The sequence below is a fragment of the Clostridium hominis genome, from assembly GCF_014287825.1.
In the GTDB taxonomy this organism is placed as follows: Bacteria; Bacillota; Clostridia; order Clostridiales; family Clostridiaceae; genus Clostridium; species Clostridium hominis.
This window is the reverse complement of the sequence record NZ_JACOOO010000024.1, coordinates 43,557-63,663: the sequence shown is the minus strand read 5'-3', so window position 1 is coordinate 63,663 and position 20,107 is coordinate 43,557. Positions and strand designations below refer to the sequence as shown.

The 20,107-nt window shown below is 30.0% G+C and carries 16 protein-coding genes; 14 read left to right on the top strand and 2 right to left on the bottom strand.

Features of this window, described 5'->3' with window-relative positions:
* Nucleotides 1-243 precede the first annotated feature (243 nt).
* From H8S20_RS20815 to H8S20_RS11505, 5 genes are all read left to right on the top strand, one after another.
* Nucleotides 244-3,033 (top strand): helicase-related protein, encoded by a 2,790-nt coding sequence (locus tag H8S20_RS20815; protein ID WP_032118354.1) that lies wholly within the window; start codon nt 244-246, stop codon nt 3,031-3,033.
* 111 nt (nt 3,034-3,144) lie between these two features.
* Complete coding sequence (locus H8S20_RS11520; RefSeq protein ID WP_186860202.1) at nt 3,145-3,714, top strand: TetR/AcrR family transcriptional regulator C-terminal domain-containing protein; 570 nt, start codon at nt 3,145-3,147, stop codon at nt 3,712-3,714.
* Nucleotides 3,715-3,826: 112 nt separating this feature from the next.
* Nucleotides 3,827-4,642, top strand: a complete 816-nt coding sequence (locus H8S20_RS11515; protein WP_186860201.1) for an MBL fold metallo-hydrolase — start codon at nt 3,827-3,829, stop codon at nt 4,640-4,642.
* A 9-nt stretch (nt 4,643-4,651) separates the two neighbouring features.
* Nucleotides 4,652-5,644, top strand: coding sequence for an aldo/keto reductase (locus H8S20_RS11510; RefSeq protein WP_186860203.1), 993 nt, complete (start codon nt 4,652-4,654; stop codon nt 5,642-5,644).
* 2 nt (nt 5,645-5,646) lie between these two features.
* On the top strand, nt 5,647-6,975 hold the full coding sequence (locus tag H8S20_RS11505; RefSeq protein ID WP_186860200.1) for an MATE family efflux transporter: 1,329 nt from the start codon (nt 5,647-5,649) through the stop codon (nt 6,973-6,975).
* Between the two features lie 81 nt (nt 6,976-7,056).
* Here H8S20_RS11505 and H8S20_RS11500 read toward each other — a convergent pair whose 3' ends face one another.
* The gene (locus H8S20_RS11500; protein ID WP_186860199.1) at nt 7,057-8,265 is read right to left on the bottom strand and encodes an FAD-dependent oxidoreductase; all 1,209 of its coding nucleotides are present in this window, start codon (nt 8,263-8,265) and stop codon (nt 7,057-7,059) included.
* A gap of 12 nt (nt 8,266-8,277) precedes the next feature.
* Complete coding sequence (locus H8S20_RS11495) at nt 8,278-9,267, bottom strand: helix-turn-helix domain-containing protein (RefSeq protein WP_186860198.1); 990 nt, start codon at nt 9,265-9,267, stop codon at nt 8,278-8,280.
* A 272-nt stretch (nt 9,268-9,539) separates the two neighbouring features.
* Between H8S20_RS11495 and hypB the strand changes: the two genes are divergently transcribed.
* From hypB to H8S20_RS11450, 9 genes are all read left to right on the top strand, one after another.
* A complete protein-coding gene (gene hypB / locus H8S20_RS11490) occupies nt 9,540-10,205 on the top strand; it encodes a hydrogenase nickel incorporation protein HypB (RefSeq protein WP_032118359.1) in 666 nt (221 codons plus the stop codon).
* Between the two features lie 3 nt (nt 10,206-10,208).
* Nucleotides 10,209-12,983 carry an FAD-dependent oxidoreductase gene (locus H8S20_RS11485; protein WP_186860197.1) on the top strand — a complete coding sequence of 925 codons (2,775 nt, stop codon included), beginning with the start codon at nt 10,209-10,211 and terminating at the stop codon, nt 12,981-12,983.
* Nucleotides 12,984-13,014: 31 nt separating this feature from the next.
* Nucleotides 13,015-13,356, top strand: coding sequence for a hydrogenase maturation nickel metallochaperone HypA (locus H8S20_RS11480; RefSeq protein ID WP_032118360.1), 342 nt, complete (start codon nt 13,015-13,017; stop codon nt 13,354-13,356).
* Between the two features lie 21 nt (nt 13,357-13,377).
* Nucleotides 13,378-14,319, top strand: coding sequence for a DUF5692 family protein (locus tag H8S20_RS11475; RefSeq protein ID WP_186860196.1), 942 nt, complete (start codon nt 13,378-13,380; stop codon nt 14,317-14,319).
* A 320-nt stretch (nt 14,320-14,639) separates the two neighbouring features.
* Nucleotides 14,640-15,341, top strand: a complete 702-nt coding sequence (locus H8S20_RS11470; RefSeq protein ID WP_051986863.1) for a GntR family transcriptional regulator — start codon at nt 14,640-14,642, stop codon at nt 15,339-15,341.
* A 306-nt stretch (nt 15,342-15,647) separates the two neighbouring features.
* Nucleotides 15,648-16,424, top strand: a complete 777-nt coding sequence (locus H8S20_RS11465; protein ID WP_186860195.1) for an acyl-CoA dehydratase activase — start codon at nt 15,648-15,650, stop codon at nt 16,422-16,424.
* 12 nt (nt 16,425-16,436) lie between these two features.
* Nucleotides 16,437-17,672, top strand: a complete 1,236-nt coding sequence (locus tag H8S20_RS11460; protein WP_032118364.1) for a 2-hydroxyacyl-CoA dehydratase subunit D — start codon at nt 16,437-16,439, stop codon at nt 17,670-17,672.
* Nucleotides 17,673-17,674: 2 nt separating this feature from the next.
* Nucleotides 17,675-18,805, top strand: coding sequence for a 2-hydroxyacyl-CoA dehydratase subunit D (locus tag H8S20_RS11455; protein ID WP_186860194.1), 1,131 nt, complete (start codon nt 17,675-17,677; stop codon nt 18,803-18,805).
* 18 nt (nt 18,806-18,823) lie between these two features.
* Nucleotides 18,824-19,987, top strand: coding sequence for a YkvI family membrane protein (locus tag H8S20_RS11450; protein ID WP_032118365.1), 1,164 nt, complete (start codon nt 18,824-18,826; stop codon nt 19,985-19,987).
* The last annotated feature ends 120 nt before the right edge of the window (nt 19,988-20,107 follow it).

The window sequence follows — 20,107 nt, the reverse complement described above, 5'->3', positions numbered from 1 at the left end:
TAGATGTAGAAAAAACACTTAGATGTATAAAAGTGGTATACAAAGTATAACTGGAAAATTAGCAAAAGAATTAATATAAATAATGAAATTTTAAGAGTTATAATATTAAGGTTGCAGAGTAATCTGTGACTTTTTTATTTTTGATTAAAGAATAATTATAGTTGAGTAGTGAAAGTATATTTGCAAAATATAATTTATAATGTATAGTTAAGAATAGGTTTAGATTACAAAGGAAGTGATAAAGTGGGTTCAACTAAATGTACATTAAGAAAAGAAGTTAAAAATGAAATATCTAAATATATAGATAATGAATTTATTTTAGAGATGACAAAAGAGCTTGTTAATTACATAAAGACAACTCATAAGGTTTATATAGATGATTCAAGTTTTGATAAAAATGATAAGGATTCTAAGGTTATCTTAAAGGATAACGGTCCATTCAATATTTATGATTATATGTACGTAAAGGACTTTCTATATGAATTATCATGGGAAGGTTCATATGTTGCAGAAGCAAAAGAAATTGAAGATGGTAATTATCCTAAAGGGGTATCTAAGTTTATACCAAGAAAGGTTATTGATGATTCAGATGCTGAGTATAAATATGTACCAGCGGATATTGCTACTGTTTTATATAAGAGAGTGGCAGAAGCTATGGAGCTTAAAAAAGGTGAGTTATACAAGAATTTTAAGAAGAGGTATAATACAGAATATTTATTTGATAGCGTTAGATGGTATAAGAGAAGCAGAGATGGAAAAGTCTATTATGACATGGACTTAGAAGAGTTAGATGAGAATAAGAAGATAAAATTAGAAGAGCAAATAAAAGCTGAAATAGGTAATGGATATAAAACTAGATGGGGAAGTGAAGTTTCTTCAAAGGTAAGCTCATTAGATAATAAGCTTCTATTAGATATTTATGAAGAAGGATGCAAATTGCTAGGAATTCCTAATGAGTATTCTGTAGAAATAGTAGAAGTTGATAATAGCTATAATGAAAAAATGCTAACTCAGCTTATGGTAGAAAACTGCAGAGATGCTTCAAAGTTATCTAAGGGAATTAATAGACTTAAAGTTAAGGTTGTTAATTCTATTGATAGTAAATTAGACAATCTTATTAATATAAATATCTATAAGACAGAAGACCATATGAAGCTATTTTTATCAGATGCTAGAGAGATGATCTTTGGATATTACAAAAGTGTTAGCTTAAAAGGCTTTAATAAGGCTCTAATAGATAAAGAAGATAAGGTTAAAGAGTTAATAAAAAGAGTTGCTACAGTTGAAAATATTCTCTACAAAGATTATTTAGAAGAAAATCCTAAAGCACCATCTATTGACGACATGGAAGAGTTTAGAGAGTGTATTCCATGGATATGTATAAAAGGGTTAGTATGGACATCTGAAAATATCTATATTAAAAATAAGGTAAAAGATGAGATTCAGGATATAATTCATGATGATCCAATAGATGAATATGAAAAAGCAAGAAGTATGAAAAGACACTTCATTCTTCATATTGGTGATACTAATACAGGAAAGACTCATGCAAGTATTGAAAGACTTATGGATGCAGAGTCTGGTGTTTACTTAGCTCCACTAAGATTATTAGCATTAGAAATTCAAGATAAGCTTAGATCAGAAAATATATCATGTTCTCTTTTAACAGGAGAAGAAGAGGATATTGTTTCATACGCATCTCACGTTTCTTCAACAATAGAAAAACTACAATTAGAAACTGAGTATGATATATGTGTTATAGATGAAGCTCAAATGATAGCTGACAAGCAAAGAGGATGGGCATGGACAAGGGCTATAATAGGTGTATTAGCTCCAGAAATCCATATATGTATGGCGCCAGAAGCAAAAGATATAGTAATTAAGCTAATAAAAGATTGTAAAGATACATACGAAGTTATTGAGCATAAAAGAGATACAGAGCTTATATTTGAAGATAAGAAATTTGACTTAAATAAAGATGTTAAAAAAGGAGATGCATTAGTTGTCTTTGGTAAAAAGAAAGCACTAGCAGTTTCTGCACAGCTTCTTAATAACAATATAAAGACTAGTATAATCTATGGTTCACTACCATATTCAACAAGAAAGAAGCAGTTTGAAAGATTCTTAAATGGTGAAACAGAAGTAATAGTATGTACAGATGCTATAGGAATGGGAGTAAACCTTCCTATAAAACGTATTGTATTTTTAGAAACAAGAAAATACGATGGTATATCTTTAAGAAAATTAAGAGTACCTGAAATAAAGCAAATAGCAGGAAGAGCTGGACGTAAAGGGATTTATAATAAAGGATATGTTACAGCTACTACTGATATTAATTTAATAAAAGATGCTTTAACTCAAAAAACAAAAAAGATAGAAAAATGCTATATAGGAATTCCAGATTCATTACTAGAGTTAGATATAGATATTGTAGATGCATTAAAGACATGGAGCATCGCACCTACTAAAGGATATTATCAAAAAGCAGATGTTACAACAATAATATATCTTTTAAACAGATTAAAGGCTCTTAATATAAAAGCATCTAAAAGTGATATGCTAAAGATGGCAACAATTCCTTTTGAGGAAAATAATAAGACTGTAATGGCACTATGGGAAGAATACTGCATTATGTATAGCGAAGGAGCAGTAAACTTAAAAAAACCAAGGTTTAAAAATATTGTAAATACAAAGAAAGAGCTTGATGAACTTGAAAGCTACTATAAATCATTAGAATTAAACTATTCCTTTGGGAAAAACTTTAACCTTATGATAAACAATAGCTATATATCAATGGAAAAAGAAAATACAGCAAATAAAATAAATGAATTACTTTTAACAAATCTACTTGATCACGAAAGAGTATGTATAGACTGTGGTAAGAAGCTAGCTTGGGATTACCCAAGTGAAAGATGTAGATTCTGTAAAGAGAAGATGCAAGAGCTAAAAGGTGAGAGATATAACCATAGCTTTAGGGGCTTTAAGAAAAGATCAGACTTTAGACCAAGAAGAAGTGGAAGAAGATACTTCTAATTAAAAAAATAACTTATATTTATAATTAAAATTAAGTTATTTTTTAACAGAATATTTAAGTGTGATTAGAAATTAATAAGCTAATTAGGATAAAGATAAAATGGGGGTCTTATGGCTATAAATATTAAGAATATAATTACTAATGGATTATTAGAGTTAAATAAAGATAAATCTCTAGAATCAATAACAGTAAAACAATTATTAGAAAAAACAGGTGTAAGCAGACAAACTTTTTATAATCATTTTATTGATAAAAATGATTTGATTCAATATGTATATAATACAAAAATTATTCCGGATTTTAATGATGAAAATAAGAGCATAAAATTTTATGAATCTTTATTAATTGCATTTCAAAATATGAAGCAACACCATAAGTTTATGAAAGAAGCATGTATGATAGAAGGTCAGAATTGTTTAAAGGACTATATTTTTCAGCATTGTAAAGAGTTTGATTTGAAATGGCATCAGAAATTATATGGAGAAACCATTATGCCAGAAGCTTTAAGATTTGCTACAGAATATCATGCAACAGCATCAACAAGTATGACATTATCATGGATATTATCTGATATGCCAGTTTCTTGTGAAGATATTGCTCTTATGATTACAAAGATGCGTGGTATAGGTATGGAAAAACTTTTTGAAGATGGAGAAAATAAAGGGAATCCATATGAATAAAAGTTGACATTTCATAGAAAAAGTCAATATATAGACTCTAAAAAATTTGTATAAATTGAAGTCTCCTTTTCTTTTAGATAAAATTATATCATAAAGAAAAGGAGATTTTTTTATGGAAATAAGAATTAATGAAAAGGGGCAGGCGGTTGCTCCAAAAACAATAAAAATGAATAAAGATAATTTTGATAAAAATAACGAAACAGCTATATATTGGATGGGAAATGCTAGTATGATGATAAATAGCAGAGGGACTAATATCATGATTGATCCACTATTAGGAGGATTTGATATACCATTGCTTATTGATATGCCGATAATACCTAGAGATATTCCAGCTTTAGATGGTATATTAATAACTCATATTGATAATGATCATTTCAGTAGATTAACTTGCAGAGAGTGTATAGATATATGTAAATCTTATCATGCTCCAAATTACGTTGCTGAAGTTATGCGTGAAGAAATGATTCCAGGGACGGGGCATAATATCAAAGATTCTTTTAGTATAAAAAATATTGATATTACTTTAACTGCTGCTAAGCATAATTGGCAAAATGAATCTAAAAAATATAATTATAGACAATGGAAAGAAGAAGATTATTGTGGATATTTACTAAATACAGTTGATGGAACAATATGGCTTCCAGGAGATTCGGTTTTATTAGAAGAACATTTAAATATGGAAGATCCAGATGTTATATTATTTGACTTTGCAGATAATCCTTGGCATATAACGTTAGAAGGAGCCATAAAATTAGCTAATACTTATCCTAACAGTGATTTAATCTGCATTCATTGGGGAAGTGTAGATGCTCCTGAAATGTCACCATTTAATGGGAATCCAAAAGTGTTAGTAGATAAAATAGTAAATCCAGAGAGAATTAAGGTTTTAGCTCCAGGAGAAAAGTATATTTTAGGAGGTAAATAATATATGAAAATGGAATATATGAAGCTAGGTAATTCAAATTTGAATGTTTCAAGAGTGTGTTTAGGCTGTATGGGATTTGGAGAAGCACAAAAGGGAATGCATTCATGGACTTTGCCTTATGAAGAATCTAAAGAAATTATAAAATATGCATTAGACAATGGAATTAACTTTTTTGATACAGCTATGGGGTATCAAGAAGGTACAAGTGAGATTTTCTTAGGAAAAGCAATAAAGGAATATGCTAAAAGAGAAGACGTTGTTATTGCAACAAAGTTTATTCCACGTACGAAAGCTGAAATAGAGCAAAATATAAGCTGTAAAGAACATATTGAAAATTGTTTAAATAACAGTTTAAAAAGATTAGATATGGATTATGTTGATTTATATATACTTCACATGTGGGATTACAATACTCCTATTGAAGAGATTATGGAAGGATTACATGAAGTAATTCAGAAGAAAAAAGTAAGATATATAGGTATTTCTAATTGCTATGGATGGCAGATTGCAAAAGCGAATGAAATAGCAAAAGCTAAAGGATGGGAACAGTTTGTATCTGTTCAAGGTCATTATAATCTTATATTTAGAGAAGAGGAAAGAGAGATGGTCCCTTACTGCATGGAAGAAAATATTGCATTAACACCTTATAGTGCTTTAGCATCAGGAAGATTATCAAAACATCCTGGAGAGGAATCTAAACGTCTTAAGGAGGATACTTATGCAAAAGGAAAATACGATGCTTCTTATGATGATGATATAGCTATTATAAAAAGAGTTGAGGAGTTAGCTGATAAAAAGGGAGTTTCTATGACTGAGATATCTTTGGCTTGGTTATTAACTAAGGTTACTTCACCAGTTGTTGGAGCAACTAAAAAGCATCATATAGATGGGGCTATTAATTCAATGAAAGTTAACTTAACTGATGAAGAAATTAAATATTTAGAAAAATTGTACAAACCTCATTCATTAGTTGGAGTTATGGCTAAAAAAAGGAGTATTTAATAATGATATTTACCAATAAAGATTTAAAAAGAATAATTGTTCCACTTTTCTTTGAGCAATTATTAGTTATGTTAGTTGGAATAGTAGATACATTTGTAATTAGCTATGCAGGGGAAGCGGCAGTATCAGGGGTTTCTCTTGTAAATATGTTTAATACTATATTTATTTACTTATTTACAGCTTTGGCTTCGGGGGGAGCTGTTGTTATTAGTCAGTATATAGGAAATAAAGATAAGGAGAATAGTATAAAAGCATCAAGTCAGCTTTTAATGTTTTCAACAATATTTTCTATTATACTATCAATATTAGTTTTATTATTAAATGAAACATTATTGAAGTTATTATTTGGAAAGGTTGAAAATTCAGTTATGGAATCTTGCATAACATATCTAAGGATATCTGCATATTCTTATCCAGCACTAGCTATATATAATGCGGGAGCAGCTTTGTATAGAAGTATAGGAAAAACAAGTGTTACAATGTATGTTTCTATTATAGCTAATGTTATTAATGCTGTTGGAAATGTTATAGGGGTATTTGTTTTAAAAGCAGGAGTTGCAGGGGTTGCGTATCCTTCATTGATAGCAAGAGCTTTTTCAGCAGTTGCAATTACTATATTGTGCTTTAATAAAAAATATAGTACTCATTTTGAGATGAAATGGATTTTTAACTGGAGCAATAGTATGCTAAAGAAAATTCTAAGAATTGCGATACCAAATGGTGTTGAAAATGGAATTTTCCAATTGGTTAAAGTTGCACTAAGCAGTATTGTAGCATTATTTGGAACATATCAAATTGCGGCAAATGGTATTGCACAAAGTATTTGGTCATTAGCTGCTTTGATAGGGGTAACTATGGGGCCAGTTTATATAACAGTGATAGGACAATGTATGGGGGCCAATGATAAAGAAGCAGCAAGTTATTATTTTAAGAAAATAACGAAATTGACATTAGTTTTATCAATTATATGGAATGTATTTATTTTTGCAATTACGCCGTTTATTATGAACTTTTACTCAATATCGACGCAGACAAGAAACTTAGTTATTATCTTAGTACTAATTCATAATATTTTTAATACGGTAGCATTTCCATTTTCAGGGCCCTTAAGTAATGGGCTGAGAGCTGCTGGAGATATTAAATTTACAATGATAGTTTCTATTGCATCAACAGTACTTGGAAGATTAATATTCTCTATTATATTTGCTGTATACTTGAATATGGGTGTTATAGGAATAGCATTTGCTATGTGTCTAGATTGGAGTATTAGAGGAGTTATTTTCTATATAAGATTTAAATCTGAAAAATGGAAAGAATTTAAGGTTATTTAATATAAGATATATAATTTTAATAAATTCTATCATTTAAGACGTCATGAGAATAAACATGACGTCTTTTTATAATAAACTAGGTTAGGAATTTTTAAGTATACTGTTTACAGCACTTCTAACAGATAAATATAAAGTATCTATTGATGGTTTAGAAACTAGTGATCCAATTAGAGTAATATTACTTAAGCTATTAGGTCTATTTATCTCTTGGTAAAAACTTTGATTTAAATTGTTAGATTTTACGTGAGGGAAAATATCCCATTGCTTTACAGTTAGAAGAGTTTTGATTTTAATTCCTAATTTATTAATATCAGCTGTGATATCATTTACAATATCTTTAGTGATTTTTCCATAGGAGTAAGCTAAAAGGATATTTCTATTGTTTTGCTTATAAATGTAGAAGAATTGTAGTTTGTCTTTTTTACCTAAGTGAGATTTATAATAAGTTGTTATTAAATCTGTATTAAATATTTCGTAAGCACAAAGGATAAATGGATTTGTATTGATGTTTTTCATAAATTCATTATAAACAGTATCTTTAATAATATTTTCAGGTATTTTAGTGCTAATCAATACTTTATCAAAGGATTCTGTATCGTAAAGAGTATCTATCTTAACTTTATTTTGAATAGTTTCAATACTTTTAACTTCAATTGAATATCTAATATTTGAAATATTTTCACAAAGCTTATTTATAAGCTCTTTAGTGCCATTTTTTATAAATAATGATTTTTTACCTATAACAAATGCATATATTGTATTTAAATCAAAGATTTTAAATACATAGTAGGCTTGTACTTTATCCATTGATCCAAAGCCAAAGGATGATAGATAGGGAGAAATTAATTGGCATATAAGATTTAAACCGTTACTTTTAAGAAAATCTTTGAGTGAAACATTTAAATCGTCAGGAATATATCCGTAGTTTATATCATCAAGATAAGAGGCATATTTTGATAAGATCTTACTTAGGTTAGATAATTCATCCATAAGTAATAGAACATCATCTCTTAACATATGTTCAACAGAATTATAATTTTCATCAACAAAGTTTCTGTAAAGAAATCGCTCTACGTAATCAACTTGTAATTGAATTAGTAATTCCTTTATATTGCCTGTAAATGAACAAACAGTACCAATATCAATATTAATGTTTTTACTAACTAAAGTTTTACAATGGCCACCAGCTTGTTCTTCTTTTTCATATACAGTTACATCAATACCTTCTTTCTCCAGTAGATATGCAGCAAGAAGCCCAGAAAAGCCGCCACCGATTACAGCTACTCTCATATGTATACCCCCTTAATATTCCCTTTTAATATATGCCCATATAGGTAAAATAAGTTTAGTGTTACTTAGCTTATTATGATATTCAACAGGTGTATATTCTCCTATATCAAAAATATGCTTATCAGCAATATTATAATTTCTTATATAATCTTGAAACTTAAGTTTAAGTTCTAAAAAAGTTATATCTTTATTAAGCAATGGAACTAAAAATGAGGAAGTTTTTTCTGTAAAGTGTTTTTTTAATATGTTTACTCTATTTAAATCTTCATTTTTATCCATAAAAGTATGTATTTTAAAATCAAATCCATTATCATCTAATATTTTATTTATTCTATAGTTAAAAGTTTTAGTAGATATATTCATTATTTTACAAGATTGAAAAAAGCATAAATAACTTATTTTTAAATTAAGTGTTTTTGCAACTGGCATAGCAGTAGAAGTCAAAATATCTTCAAAATTACTAAAGGTAATATTGTTATATAGCCTAGAACAGGCAATTCTACTTTTATAATCAAATAATGTGTATTCATATATGTGACCAAGGTGATTATAATAACCGTAGTCTGTTATCCAGAAAAGCCAACATTCACCACTAAGGATCTCATTTAAATTAGGTAAAGCTGTAGTTACTTTAGTTTGTTGTTTTCTACTAAACTTTAACCTTTCTTCTTTTTTAGATAGATTATTTCTCTTCATGATGTTGTATATAGCTGATTCACTTATTTTATAACCAAGATCATCAAATAAGTATTTAATAGCTTTAGGGCCATAGGTTGGATATTGTTTTATAAGATTAAGTAATGCAGTCTCAATTTCGTTACTAATTTTATTATTAGGTATAAAATCCTTTTTAGCAGAACTTAGACCATCAATTCCCTTAGCTTTATACCTATTTAACCAACGATAATATAAAGTCCTTGAAATGCCATATTTTTCACAAGTTTTACTTACTCCATTACTAGATGCTTCGGTAATAACTTTAAACTTAAAATCTTTATCCATATTAAATCACACCTTATTAGAAGATAATTACAATAATAGTTTATAATGTAAAGCTAGCCTTTGCAATAAAAAAGTTTACTTTAGGGAAATGTTAACATATTGCTATTAAAAATATTTAGATAAAATGCTAAAGAGCAAATAGAGTATACCTTTTCATAATGTAAACACTTTGCAAAAGTAAATTATAAAAAAACTAAGCTGTAAAAGATTGGTTGTTAAAAAATAAACAAGTTGCTATAATCAAGTTAAATAGTGGGTTAAGGAGGAATAATATGAATCAATTTAAGGTATTCACAATAAAAAAAGGATTACAAGAGGAAAATACAAAAATAGCTGAAACTACAAGAGATGAGCTTAAAAAACAAGGTGTATTTTTAGTTAACATTATGTCATCTCCAGGTAGCGGGAAAACGACTACATTGGTAAGTACAATTAATTCATTAAAAGATGAAATGAAAATAGGAGTGCTAGAAGCGGATATTGATTCTGATGTAGATGCAAAAACTGTAGAAGATGCAGGGGCAAAAGCTATTCAATTACATACAGGTGGATTGTGTCATTTAGATGCAACTATGACAAAGCAAGGAATAGATGAACTTGGCGTTGAAGGTCTAGATTTATTGTTTTTAGAAAATATAGGAAATCTCATTTGTCCAGTAGGATACGATACAGGAGCAATGAAAAATGTTGCTATACTAAGTGTTCCAGAAGGAGATGACAAGCCATTAAAGTACCCTAAAATATTTGGAAAAGTAGATGTATTAATAGTAAATAAAATTGATGTTATGGAACATTTTGATTTTAATATGGATTTACTTGAAGAAAGAGTTAGAAAGCTTAATAAGGATATCATTATAATTCCGATTTCTGCTAAAACCGGTGAAGGAGTAGAACTTTGGGTTAAATGGCTTAGAGAACAAATAAAGGGGGAGAATTAATTTATGTCAAAGAAACAAGAAAAAACAAATTTTAATAAGTCAAAAAGATTTGACTTTGCTTTAACATGGGGAGATGTTGGTAACAGAGAATATAGACAAATAATAGTAGATTTAGCTAACAAGATCGGAAGAACAAAGGCTGGAAGCTCACGTGAAGCAATTCCTTTTGGACCAGAGTATTATGCTTTAGCTCCAGTACTTGATGATTATCAAGCTAAAATAGCTATGCACTTAAAATTTAGAGAAAAGGTTAGTGCAGAAGATGTTGCAAAAGCTAGTGGAGAACCTTATGAAAAGGTAAAGGAAGCGTTAGATTATATTGCTTGGGCTGGTGTTGCCTTTGTTAATACAATAGATGGAGTTGATATGTATTGGCAAGATATATTTGTTCCGGGACACTTAGAAATGATAAATAATAATAAGGAGTTAGTACAAAAATATCCTGAGGTAGCAGAAGCATTTTATTATTTCGGTAGCAAAAAGGGTCCTATGGCTGCAGGTGTAATGCCAATAGGTGGAGGACCAATGCGTGTTATACCAATTGAAAGAGCTATTGATAGTAATTCGAGAAGAGCTTCTTATGAAGAGATTTCAAAATATTTAGAAGAAGCTACAGTATTTTCAGTATCAAACTGTTCATGTAGAACATCTAGAGAAGAAATGGGTGAAGGCTGTGGTCATCTAAAGGAAGATATGTGTATCCAATTAGATCATGCAGCTGAGTACTATATCAAAACAGGGCGTGGGCGTGAGATTACAAGAGAAGAAGCCTTTGACATAATTAAAAGAGCTGAAGATAACGGATTAATGCACTCTATACCAAACCTAGATGGAGTAGGTAATACTCATGCAATATGTAATTGTTGTGGATGTGGATGTTATGCCATGAGACTTGCAAATGAGTTTATAAATAATGATATTGTAAGGTCAAATTATAAATCAGTGGTAGATGAAAGTAAGTGTGTTGCTTGTGGAGAATGTGTAGATGTATGCCCAACAAATGCATTAAGATTAGGACAAAAGTTATGTTCAATTAAACCAATAGATGAACAAATAACTAAAATTATACCAAAAAATACAGAGTGGAATGAAGATAAGTGGAATTCAGATTATAGAACAAATAGAAAAAATGCTTTAGATTCAGGTACAGCACCTTGTATTACAAAATGTCCTGCACATATTCCAGTACAGGGTTATGTCAAGCTTGCATCACAAGGGAGATATACAGAAGCTTTAGAGCTTATAAAGAAGCATAACCCATTACCAGCAGTATGTGGACGTATTTGTCCTAGGTTGTGTGAAGAAGATTGTACTAGAGGAAATATCGATGAAGCGGTAGCAGTTGATGATATAAAGAAGTTTATAGCTGAAAAAGATTTACATCAACACAGCAGATATATACCAAGAAAAAGACATGATTATAGTGATAAAAAGATTGCGATAATAGGAGGAGGGCCTTCTGGTTTAACTTGTGCTTATGATTTAGCTATAGATGGTTATGATATAACTGTTTTTGAAAAGCAAAAGAGATTGGGTGGTATGTTAACTTTAGGTATTCCATCATACAGATTAGAAAAAGATGTAATAGATGCGGAAATAGATGTTTTAAGAGAAATGGGAGTTAAATTTGAAACCGGTGTTGAAATTGGTAAAGATATTACAATAAAGGACCTTAGAGATGAAGGATTTAACGCTTTCTATATAGCAATTGGAGCACAATCAGGAAGAGAGCTAGGTATAGATGGAGAAAATTCAGAGGAAGTAGTAAGTGGAGTAGATTTCTTAAGAGATGTTAACCTTGGAGAGAAAACTGAGGTAAGTGGAAAGGTTGTAGTTATCGGAGGAGGAAATGTTGCTATTGATGTAGCTAGAACTGCAGTAAGATTAGATAAAGTAAATGCTGTAGATATTTTCTGCTTAGAATCAAGAGAAACTATGCCAGCTCATATTGAAGAGGTAGAGGAAGCTTTAGAAGAAGAAATAAACGTTAATAATTCATGGGGGCCAACAAGAGTAGTAAGAGAGAATAACAAGGTTGTAGCTGTAGAGTTTAAACGTTGTTTATCTACAATAGACGAAAATGGAAGATTTAATCCTAAATTTGATGAAAAGGAAACAAAAGTTATTAAATGTGATTATGTGTTATTATCAGTAGGACAAACTTATAACTATGGAAATCTTTTAGAAGGTGAAGATGTAGAATTATCTCCAAGAGGTACTATAAAGGTAGATAATATTACATTACAAACTACTAAGAGTGATATTTTTGCAGGAGGAGACGTAGCTAGTGGACCAAGGTTTGCAATAGATGCTATTGCAGCAGGTAAAGAAGCTGCTGTATCTATCCATAGGTTTGTTCAAAGAGGACAATCACTAGTATTAGGTAGAGATAACCATTATTACAAGGCTTTAGACAAAGAAAATTTAGCTTTAATAAAAGGATATGATGAAACACCAAGACAAAAAATTAAACATGTTGATGGTAAGGAAGCAAAAAGAACATTTAAAGATTTGAGAGGTACATTAACAGAAGAGCAAATTAAAAAGGAAACAGCTAGATGCTTAAGCTGTGGTGCTACTAAAACTGATGAGTATTTATGTGTTGGATGTGGAGCTTGTACTTTAAGATGTAAATTTGATGCAATTAAGTTAGTAAAAGTTCATGATGCTGAAGGTTATGATATTGATGAACTACCAAAGACAGTAATAAAAAATACAATAACTAGAAAGCTTAAGATTACTGCAAATAAAATTAATCCATTTACTAAAACAAGATAATAGATGAAGTAGAAAAATTAGGAGTAGTAATATGCATGAATTAGGAATTGTATATGAGGTAATAAAGGTTGTAGATAATTTTTCAAAGGAAAACAATCTAACAAAGGTACAGAAGATTGTATTAGAAATAGGTGAATTGTCACAATCTATACCAAGATTTATAGAAGAATGTTACCCAGCAGCTGTAAATGAAACACCATACGAAGATACTGAACTAGAAATAATAGTACTACCAGCAAATGCAAAATGTAAAAGATGTAATGAGATATATAACGTTATAAAGTATAAAAGAATATGTCCTAGCTGTAGTGGAGAAGAATATGACTTAATATCAGGTCAAGAGTTTAATATAAAAGAGGTTGTTGCTTACTAAAAAATATTAGGGGGTATCCGTATGGGATTATTTTATGAGAATTATTCATTAGGGTCAATAATTGCACTTATACTGTTTATTGCAGTATGGATAGTAATAAATGAGGTTACAAGAAAATCAAAAATGTTATCTATATTAGCATACTGTATATTACCGGTAGTACTAGCTATATTAGTATTTACAAATGTACTAAGTTCACCAACAGGAAAAACTTGGTTTGCATGGGTTAAGGTTGTATCAGCATTAACAGGTGTATTAGGATTTATGCTAATAAGATTTACAAAGCTTGGTAAATCAAAATTTGCAGTTATATTTCCAGTTTCAATCCTTTCAATAAATATTGCAGAAGCTGTGTATAGAGAACTTGAAATATTCGTTAAATTTAAATCTATGCAAGTAGATCCAGGTGGAATAGTAGTACTTGGAGGTGTTTGGAATATACTAAATGCAATTGCAGGTATCTTATGTATAGTTACATTAACAGGTTTTGCAGGAATTAAAGTATCTAAAGATAAATCAAAGGATATGATATGGGCTGATATGACATGGATATATATTGTAGGTTATACATTATGGAACTTTGCCTATGTATATAACTGTATATCAACAAGATCAATGTATGCAGGATTAGGTATTTTACTAGCTGCAGTGTTAGCTGAATTAATATTTAAAAGAGGAGCATGGCTTCAGCATAGAGCTCAAATATTAGCTTTATATGCAATGTTCTCATTATCATTTGATTATCAGCAAAGTCAATATTTTCAAATAGTTCCTGTATATAAAGAAAGTATGTGGATGATTATTAGCGTAATTTCCTTTGTGTTTAATGTAGGAATGTTCTTATACATGATATACACAATAAAGAAATATAAAAAGAATCCATTAAAAGAGGATATATATACTGAAACTAATTATTATAAAAAAACACTAAAAGATAATAATTTAGAAAAGTGTAAAGTATAAAATAAGGGCCATATCGAGAGTAATTTTCGATATGGCTTTTTAGGTTAACAGTAAGTGAAGATGCTAAGAACATACCTCTAAATAAAACTGTGCTATACATAAAATGGAACTAATTATGTAAATATGATAGAATAGTTTAAAATAATGAAAATCGTATTTTAACTGATATAAGGGCAAAATAATAGAGGTGATAATTGAAATTAAAAGATATAAATTATTTATTAAATATTTGTAGTATATTATAATAGTTAAATATAAATTAAATGACTATAAGAAAAATATAAATAAACAAATTAAGAGTATGGAAGTGGGGAAATAAAGTGGGTTATTTTGCTAATAATAGTAATTTGATGGGAACAGATGAAATTTACGAAAGTATAAAAAATAGAATTTTAACTTTAGAATTAGTACCAGGTCAGAAAATAAGTGAAAATCACATGTGTCAAGAGTATAATATATCAAGATCAGTTATAAGAATAGTCTTCACTAGATTAAATAAAGAAAATCTTATAGATATTCTACCGCAAAGGGGTACATATGTAAGTCTTTTTGATTTGGATCATATTAGAAATCTTGAAATTTTAAGAACAGCAGTAGAAAAGGAAATAATATTTCAGATAATTACTACATTAAAAGATGAAGAGATAGATAATATAGTGAAGAAGTTAAAGGAAAATCTAGAAAAACAATTAGAATATAATGAATGTGATCATTATGATAAAGAGTTTGAAAAGGTCGATTATGAGTTTCATCAAATCTTATATAATAGTTTAGGAAGAGAGTCTTTGTTAAGTTTAGTAAGTGAGTCAATGTTACATTTAGTTAGATGGAGAGCATTTAATGTAGCCTTTGATCATAGAATTAAAGAGCTCATAATAGAACATAGCATTATTATTGAATGGATAGCAGAAAGAAATATTATTGAAGCACAAAATGCTATTGCAAGACATTTAAAGACTGTTGCTAGCATGGATAAAAGAGCAAGGGAGCAATATCCAGAATATTTTAAAGGTGATAAATAAAAAATAAATAAAAAATTAACAGAAGACTATTTACAGAATTTATAAAATTTGGTATATTTAAATTGTAAAACTTGTATACAAGAGAAAATGCATTCTGTAAAGTAAGTAGTTTAATAAAATATTTGTTGCATCATAGATTATATGCAACAAATATATTTTCAAGCAACTTGTATACTAGAATGCAAATAAAATTTTTTTGATCAAAATTGTTAAATTAATATCAATTACAAAGAGGGATTTTTTTTTGAAATTTATTGTTAAAATTATGTCAAGAAAGAGTTGAAAAACTTTAAAATGAGGAGATTTATGTATAGCTTAGGAATTGATATTGGATCAACTACTTCTAAGGTAGTGATATTGAAAGATGGTAAAAGTATTGTTGGAACTGCTATAGTAACTGCTGGAATTGGAACAAATGGGCCAATAAAAGCATTAGAAGTAGCATTTGAAAATGCTGGTATTTCAATGGAAGATATTTGTTACATAGTGGCAACTGGATATGGTAGAAGAAGCTTTACAAAAGCTAATTATGAAATAAGTGAATTAAGTTGTCATGCAAGAGGTGTAAAGTTTATTTTCCCTGAAGCTGGAACAATTATTGATATCGGGGGACAGGATGCAAAAGTATTAACAGTTAACTCTAAGGGCCAAATGAGCAATTTTTTAATGAATGATAAATGTGCTGCTGGTACTGGAAGATTTTTAGATGTAATGGCTAATATTTTACAATTAGATATAAGTGAACTAGAAAGCGAAGCAAAAAAAGCAGACAACCCTGTGAAAATTTCAAATACTTGTACAGTATTTGCAGAATCAGAGGTAATTTCACAATTAGCAATGGGAGCTACTATTCCTAATGTAGTTGCTGGAATTTGTCAATCGGTAGCAGTAAGAGTTGCTGCATTGGTAAAAAGAGTAGGTATAAAAGAAACAGTGTGTATGAGTGGCGGTGTTGCACAGAATGGAGGTGTTCGTAAGGCTTTAGAGGTAGAGCTAGGGGTTCCGATACTTTACTCTGATAAGGCTCAATTAATGGGGGCTTTAGGAGCAGCATTGTACGCATATGATAGATCAAAAAATTAAGGGGGATTTAGAATGGGAGAAGGAAGTCAAAAACAAAAATACAAACCAGATCCAAATTCAGCTAAGTACAAACTTAATGAAATTATAGTAAAGCATTACAAGGAAGTTCAAGAAGCAAAAGACAGAGGTGAAAAGATAGGCTGGTGTGCAAGTAACTTTCCACAAGAAATATTCCAAACACTTGGAATAAAGGTTTGTTATCCAGAAAATCAAGCTGCTGCAATAGCTGCAAGAGGAGCTGGAGAAAGATTGTGTAATGTAGCAGAAGGTGACGGATATTCAAATGATATCTGTGCTTATGCAAGAATTAGCCTTGCATATATGAAGGTAAAGGATGCTCCAGAGCAAAATATGCCTCAACCTGATTTTGTATTATGCTGTAATAATATTTGTAATTGCATGATTAAGTGGTATGAAAATATTGCAAAAGAACTTAATATTCCAATGATTTTAATAGATATACCTTTTAATCCAGATTATGAAGTTACTGACGAGGAAGTTGCTTACGTTAAGGGGCAATTCTTAGCAGCAATAAAACAATTAGAAGAAATTACAGGTAAGAAATGGTCAGATGAAAAGTTTAAAGAAGTAATGGCTATAACCAATCGTACATCAAAAGCTTGGTTAGAAGCTACATCATATACTAAGTATACTCCATCTCCATTAAATGGTTTTGATTTATTAAACCATATGGCAGTTGCAGTATGTGCGAGAGGTACAGTAGAAGCAGCCGAAGCTTTTGAAACATTATTAGAAGAATATAAAAAAGCTGTTAAAGAAGGGACAAGTACCTTTAGAGCAGAAGAAAAGTATAGGATAATGTTTGAAGGTATTGCATGTTGGCCACATCTTAGAGCAACAGCCACTGGACTAAAGTCTAGAGGAATAAACATGGTTGCTACTATTTATGCAGATGCTTTCGGATTTATATATGATGATTTCGATGGATTAATAAAAGCATACTGTAGAGTTCCAAATGCAATGAATCTTGAATTAGCTAGAGACAAGAGAGTTGAAATAGTTAATAAGACAAAAGCTGAAGGATTATTAGTTCACACTAACCGTTCTTGTAAACTTTGGAGTGGATTTATGTATGAAATGAGCCGTCAAATAGGTGAAAGATGTAATGTTCCAGTTACTTCATTTGATGGAGATCAGGCAGATCCACGTAACTTCTCAGAAGCTCAATATGAAACTAGAGTTCAAGGTTTAGCTGAAATTATGGAAGTAAACAAGGGAGGTAGATAATTATGGCAGTAAATGAATTACTAAATAAATTTCATGATATTGCTACGTCTCCAAAGAAGCAATTAGATAGCTTCCTTGCAGAAGGAAAGAAAGTCGTAGCATGTGTTCCAGTTTATACTCCAGAAGAAATTATTCACTCTATGGGACTAGTACCATTTGGTACATGGGGAGCAGATGTAGAAGTTAAAGAAGCAAAGAGATATTTCCCAGCTTTTATATGTAGCATAATGCAATCTGTATTAGAGCTTGGAATGAATGGAGACTATGAAGGGGTTTCTGCAATAGTCATCCCATCTTTATGTGATTCTTTAAAGTGTTTAGGACAAAACTGGAAATATGCAGTTGAAAATATTCCATTTGTTCCAATGACATATCCTCAAAATCGTAATAATGAAGTTGGAAAGACTTTTACAAAGGTTGGTTATGAGAGAGTAATAAAAGATTTAGAAAACATAACAGGTGCTAAGTTCTCAGAGGAGGAGTTAAGCAAGTCTGTAAAGGTTTATAATAAGCATAATAAGGCAATGAGAGAGATAAGTAAAGTTTTAGTGGATTATCCTTCTATAACTGCATCTCAAAGAAGTGATATCTTTAAGAGTGCCTATTTCATGTTAAAAGAAGATCACACTAAGCTAGTTAATGAATTAATAGAAGAATTGGGCAAGATGCCAAAAGAAACAACTAGTAAGATCAAAGTAGTTACATCAGGAATATTAGTTGATAATAAAAATTTATTAGAAATATTCGATGCTAACGATATTCAAATAGTTGCAGATGATGTAGCACATGAATCAAGACAATATAGAGTGGATGCCCTTGAAGAAGGAAATGCTTTAGAGTCATTAGCTGAAAAGTTTGCTAATATGGGCAATTGTTCAGTATTGTATGATGTTGATAAAAAGCGTGCTGATTATGTTGTTGATTTAGTAAAAGAATATAATGCTGAAGGGGTAATCTTTGTAATGACAAAATTCTGTGACCCTGAAGAGTTTGATTACGTAATAATTAAGAAAGCATGTGATTCTGAAGATATAATGACATTACAGATAGAAGTAGATCGCCAAATGGTTAACTATGGACAAGCAAACACTGCTATTCAAACATTTAGAGAAATGTTAGAAGTTAAAATTTAATGAGAGAAGGTAATTACAATGGGAGAAAAGGGTAAAGGTTCAGTAGGTTTAATAGATAAAAGTAAGATGCCAGTTGCAGTAGGTGTTGCATTTGTTTGGTTCACTACTCAATTTGGCGGTGGTTTTGCATCAGGAGCACAATTAATTCAATACTTTGTAGCTTTTGGTATATGGGCGTTAATAACACCAATTCTAGCACAAGCAATTGGTGCTGTCTTCCAATGGTATGCGTTACGTCATGCAAAGAAACATAATACTTATGATTATAGAAGTTTTAACGATAGTTTTTATGGTAAGTTTGCACCAATATTTTCAAATTTATATGAAATAGTTTATATAATTCTTTTATGCTTAGCGCCATCAGTTGCATTCGCTACAGGTGGATCTACAATGGAAGAATTAACTGGGCTTCCATATATGCTATGTACATTAATAATAGGGGCATTTATATTTTTAATAACTATATACGGAACTAATATAGTAAGAAAGGCTGCTTCTACATTATCAGTAATTATAATAGTTGGTTTATTAATAGTATATATTCCTAATATAATAGCTAACTGGGGAAATATATCTTCAAATATAGGTGCAATGGCAGCTAATCCAGCACCAGCAGGACCAGCATTATGGCAATGTTTTATCTATGGAGCATTCCAATTAGCATCAATAGGCTTATTAGTACAACATGCTGAGCCATTCTCATCAACAAAAGAAGCTAAAACTAGTATGATTTATGGATTTTTTGTTAATGCTGGAATTATAATGTTATCTACATTAGGAATGATAGCTATAGTAAATAATCCAGATTTAACAACTTCTAGTGTTCCAATATTACTTTTAGTTAGAGGTGGAGTAGGATCATCATTCATGACACCAATTATATCAATACTTATAATTTTAGGAGCTATATCTACTGCTGTTAATATGATAGCTGGTGTTATTCAACGTGTAACAAATGCTTACGAAAAGCCAGAAGTTAGGGAAAAGGCAAATGGTAAACCAACAAAATTAACAATAATAACTGGTATTGGATTTACTCTTTTAGCATTTGGTATAGCTCAATTTGGATTACTTCCTCTTGTTCAAAAAGGATATGGATATCTAGGATATGTAACTATTGCTGTTATAGTAATTCCTTATATAATTAGAATGATTTTAGAAGCAATGGGAAAAGTAGATTAATTTTAAAAAGCTAAAGTTGGGGTAACCGATAGATGTTTTAATGGCATAAATAATAAGGTTACTCTCAACTATGCTATTTTAACTTGTATACAAGTATACTAAGATATTCAAGGAGTGTAT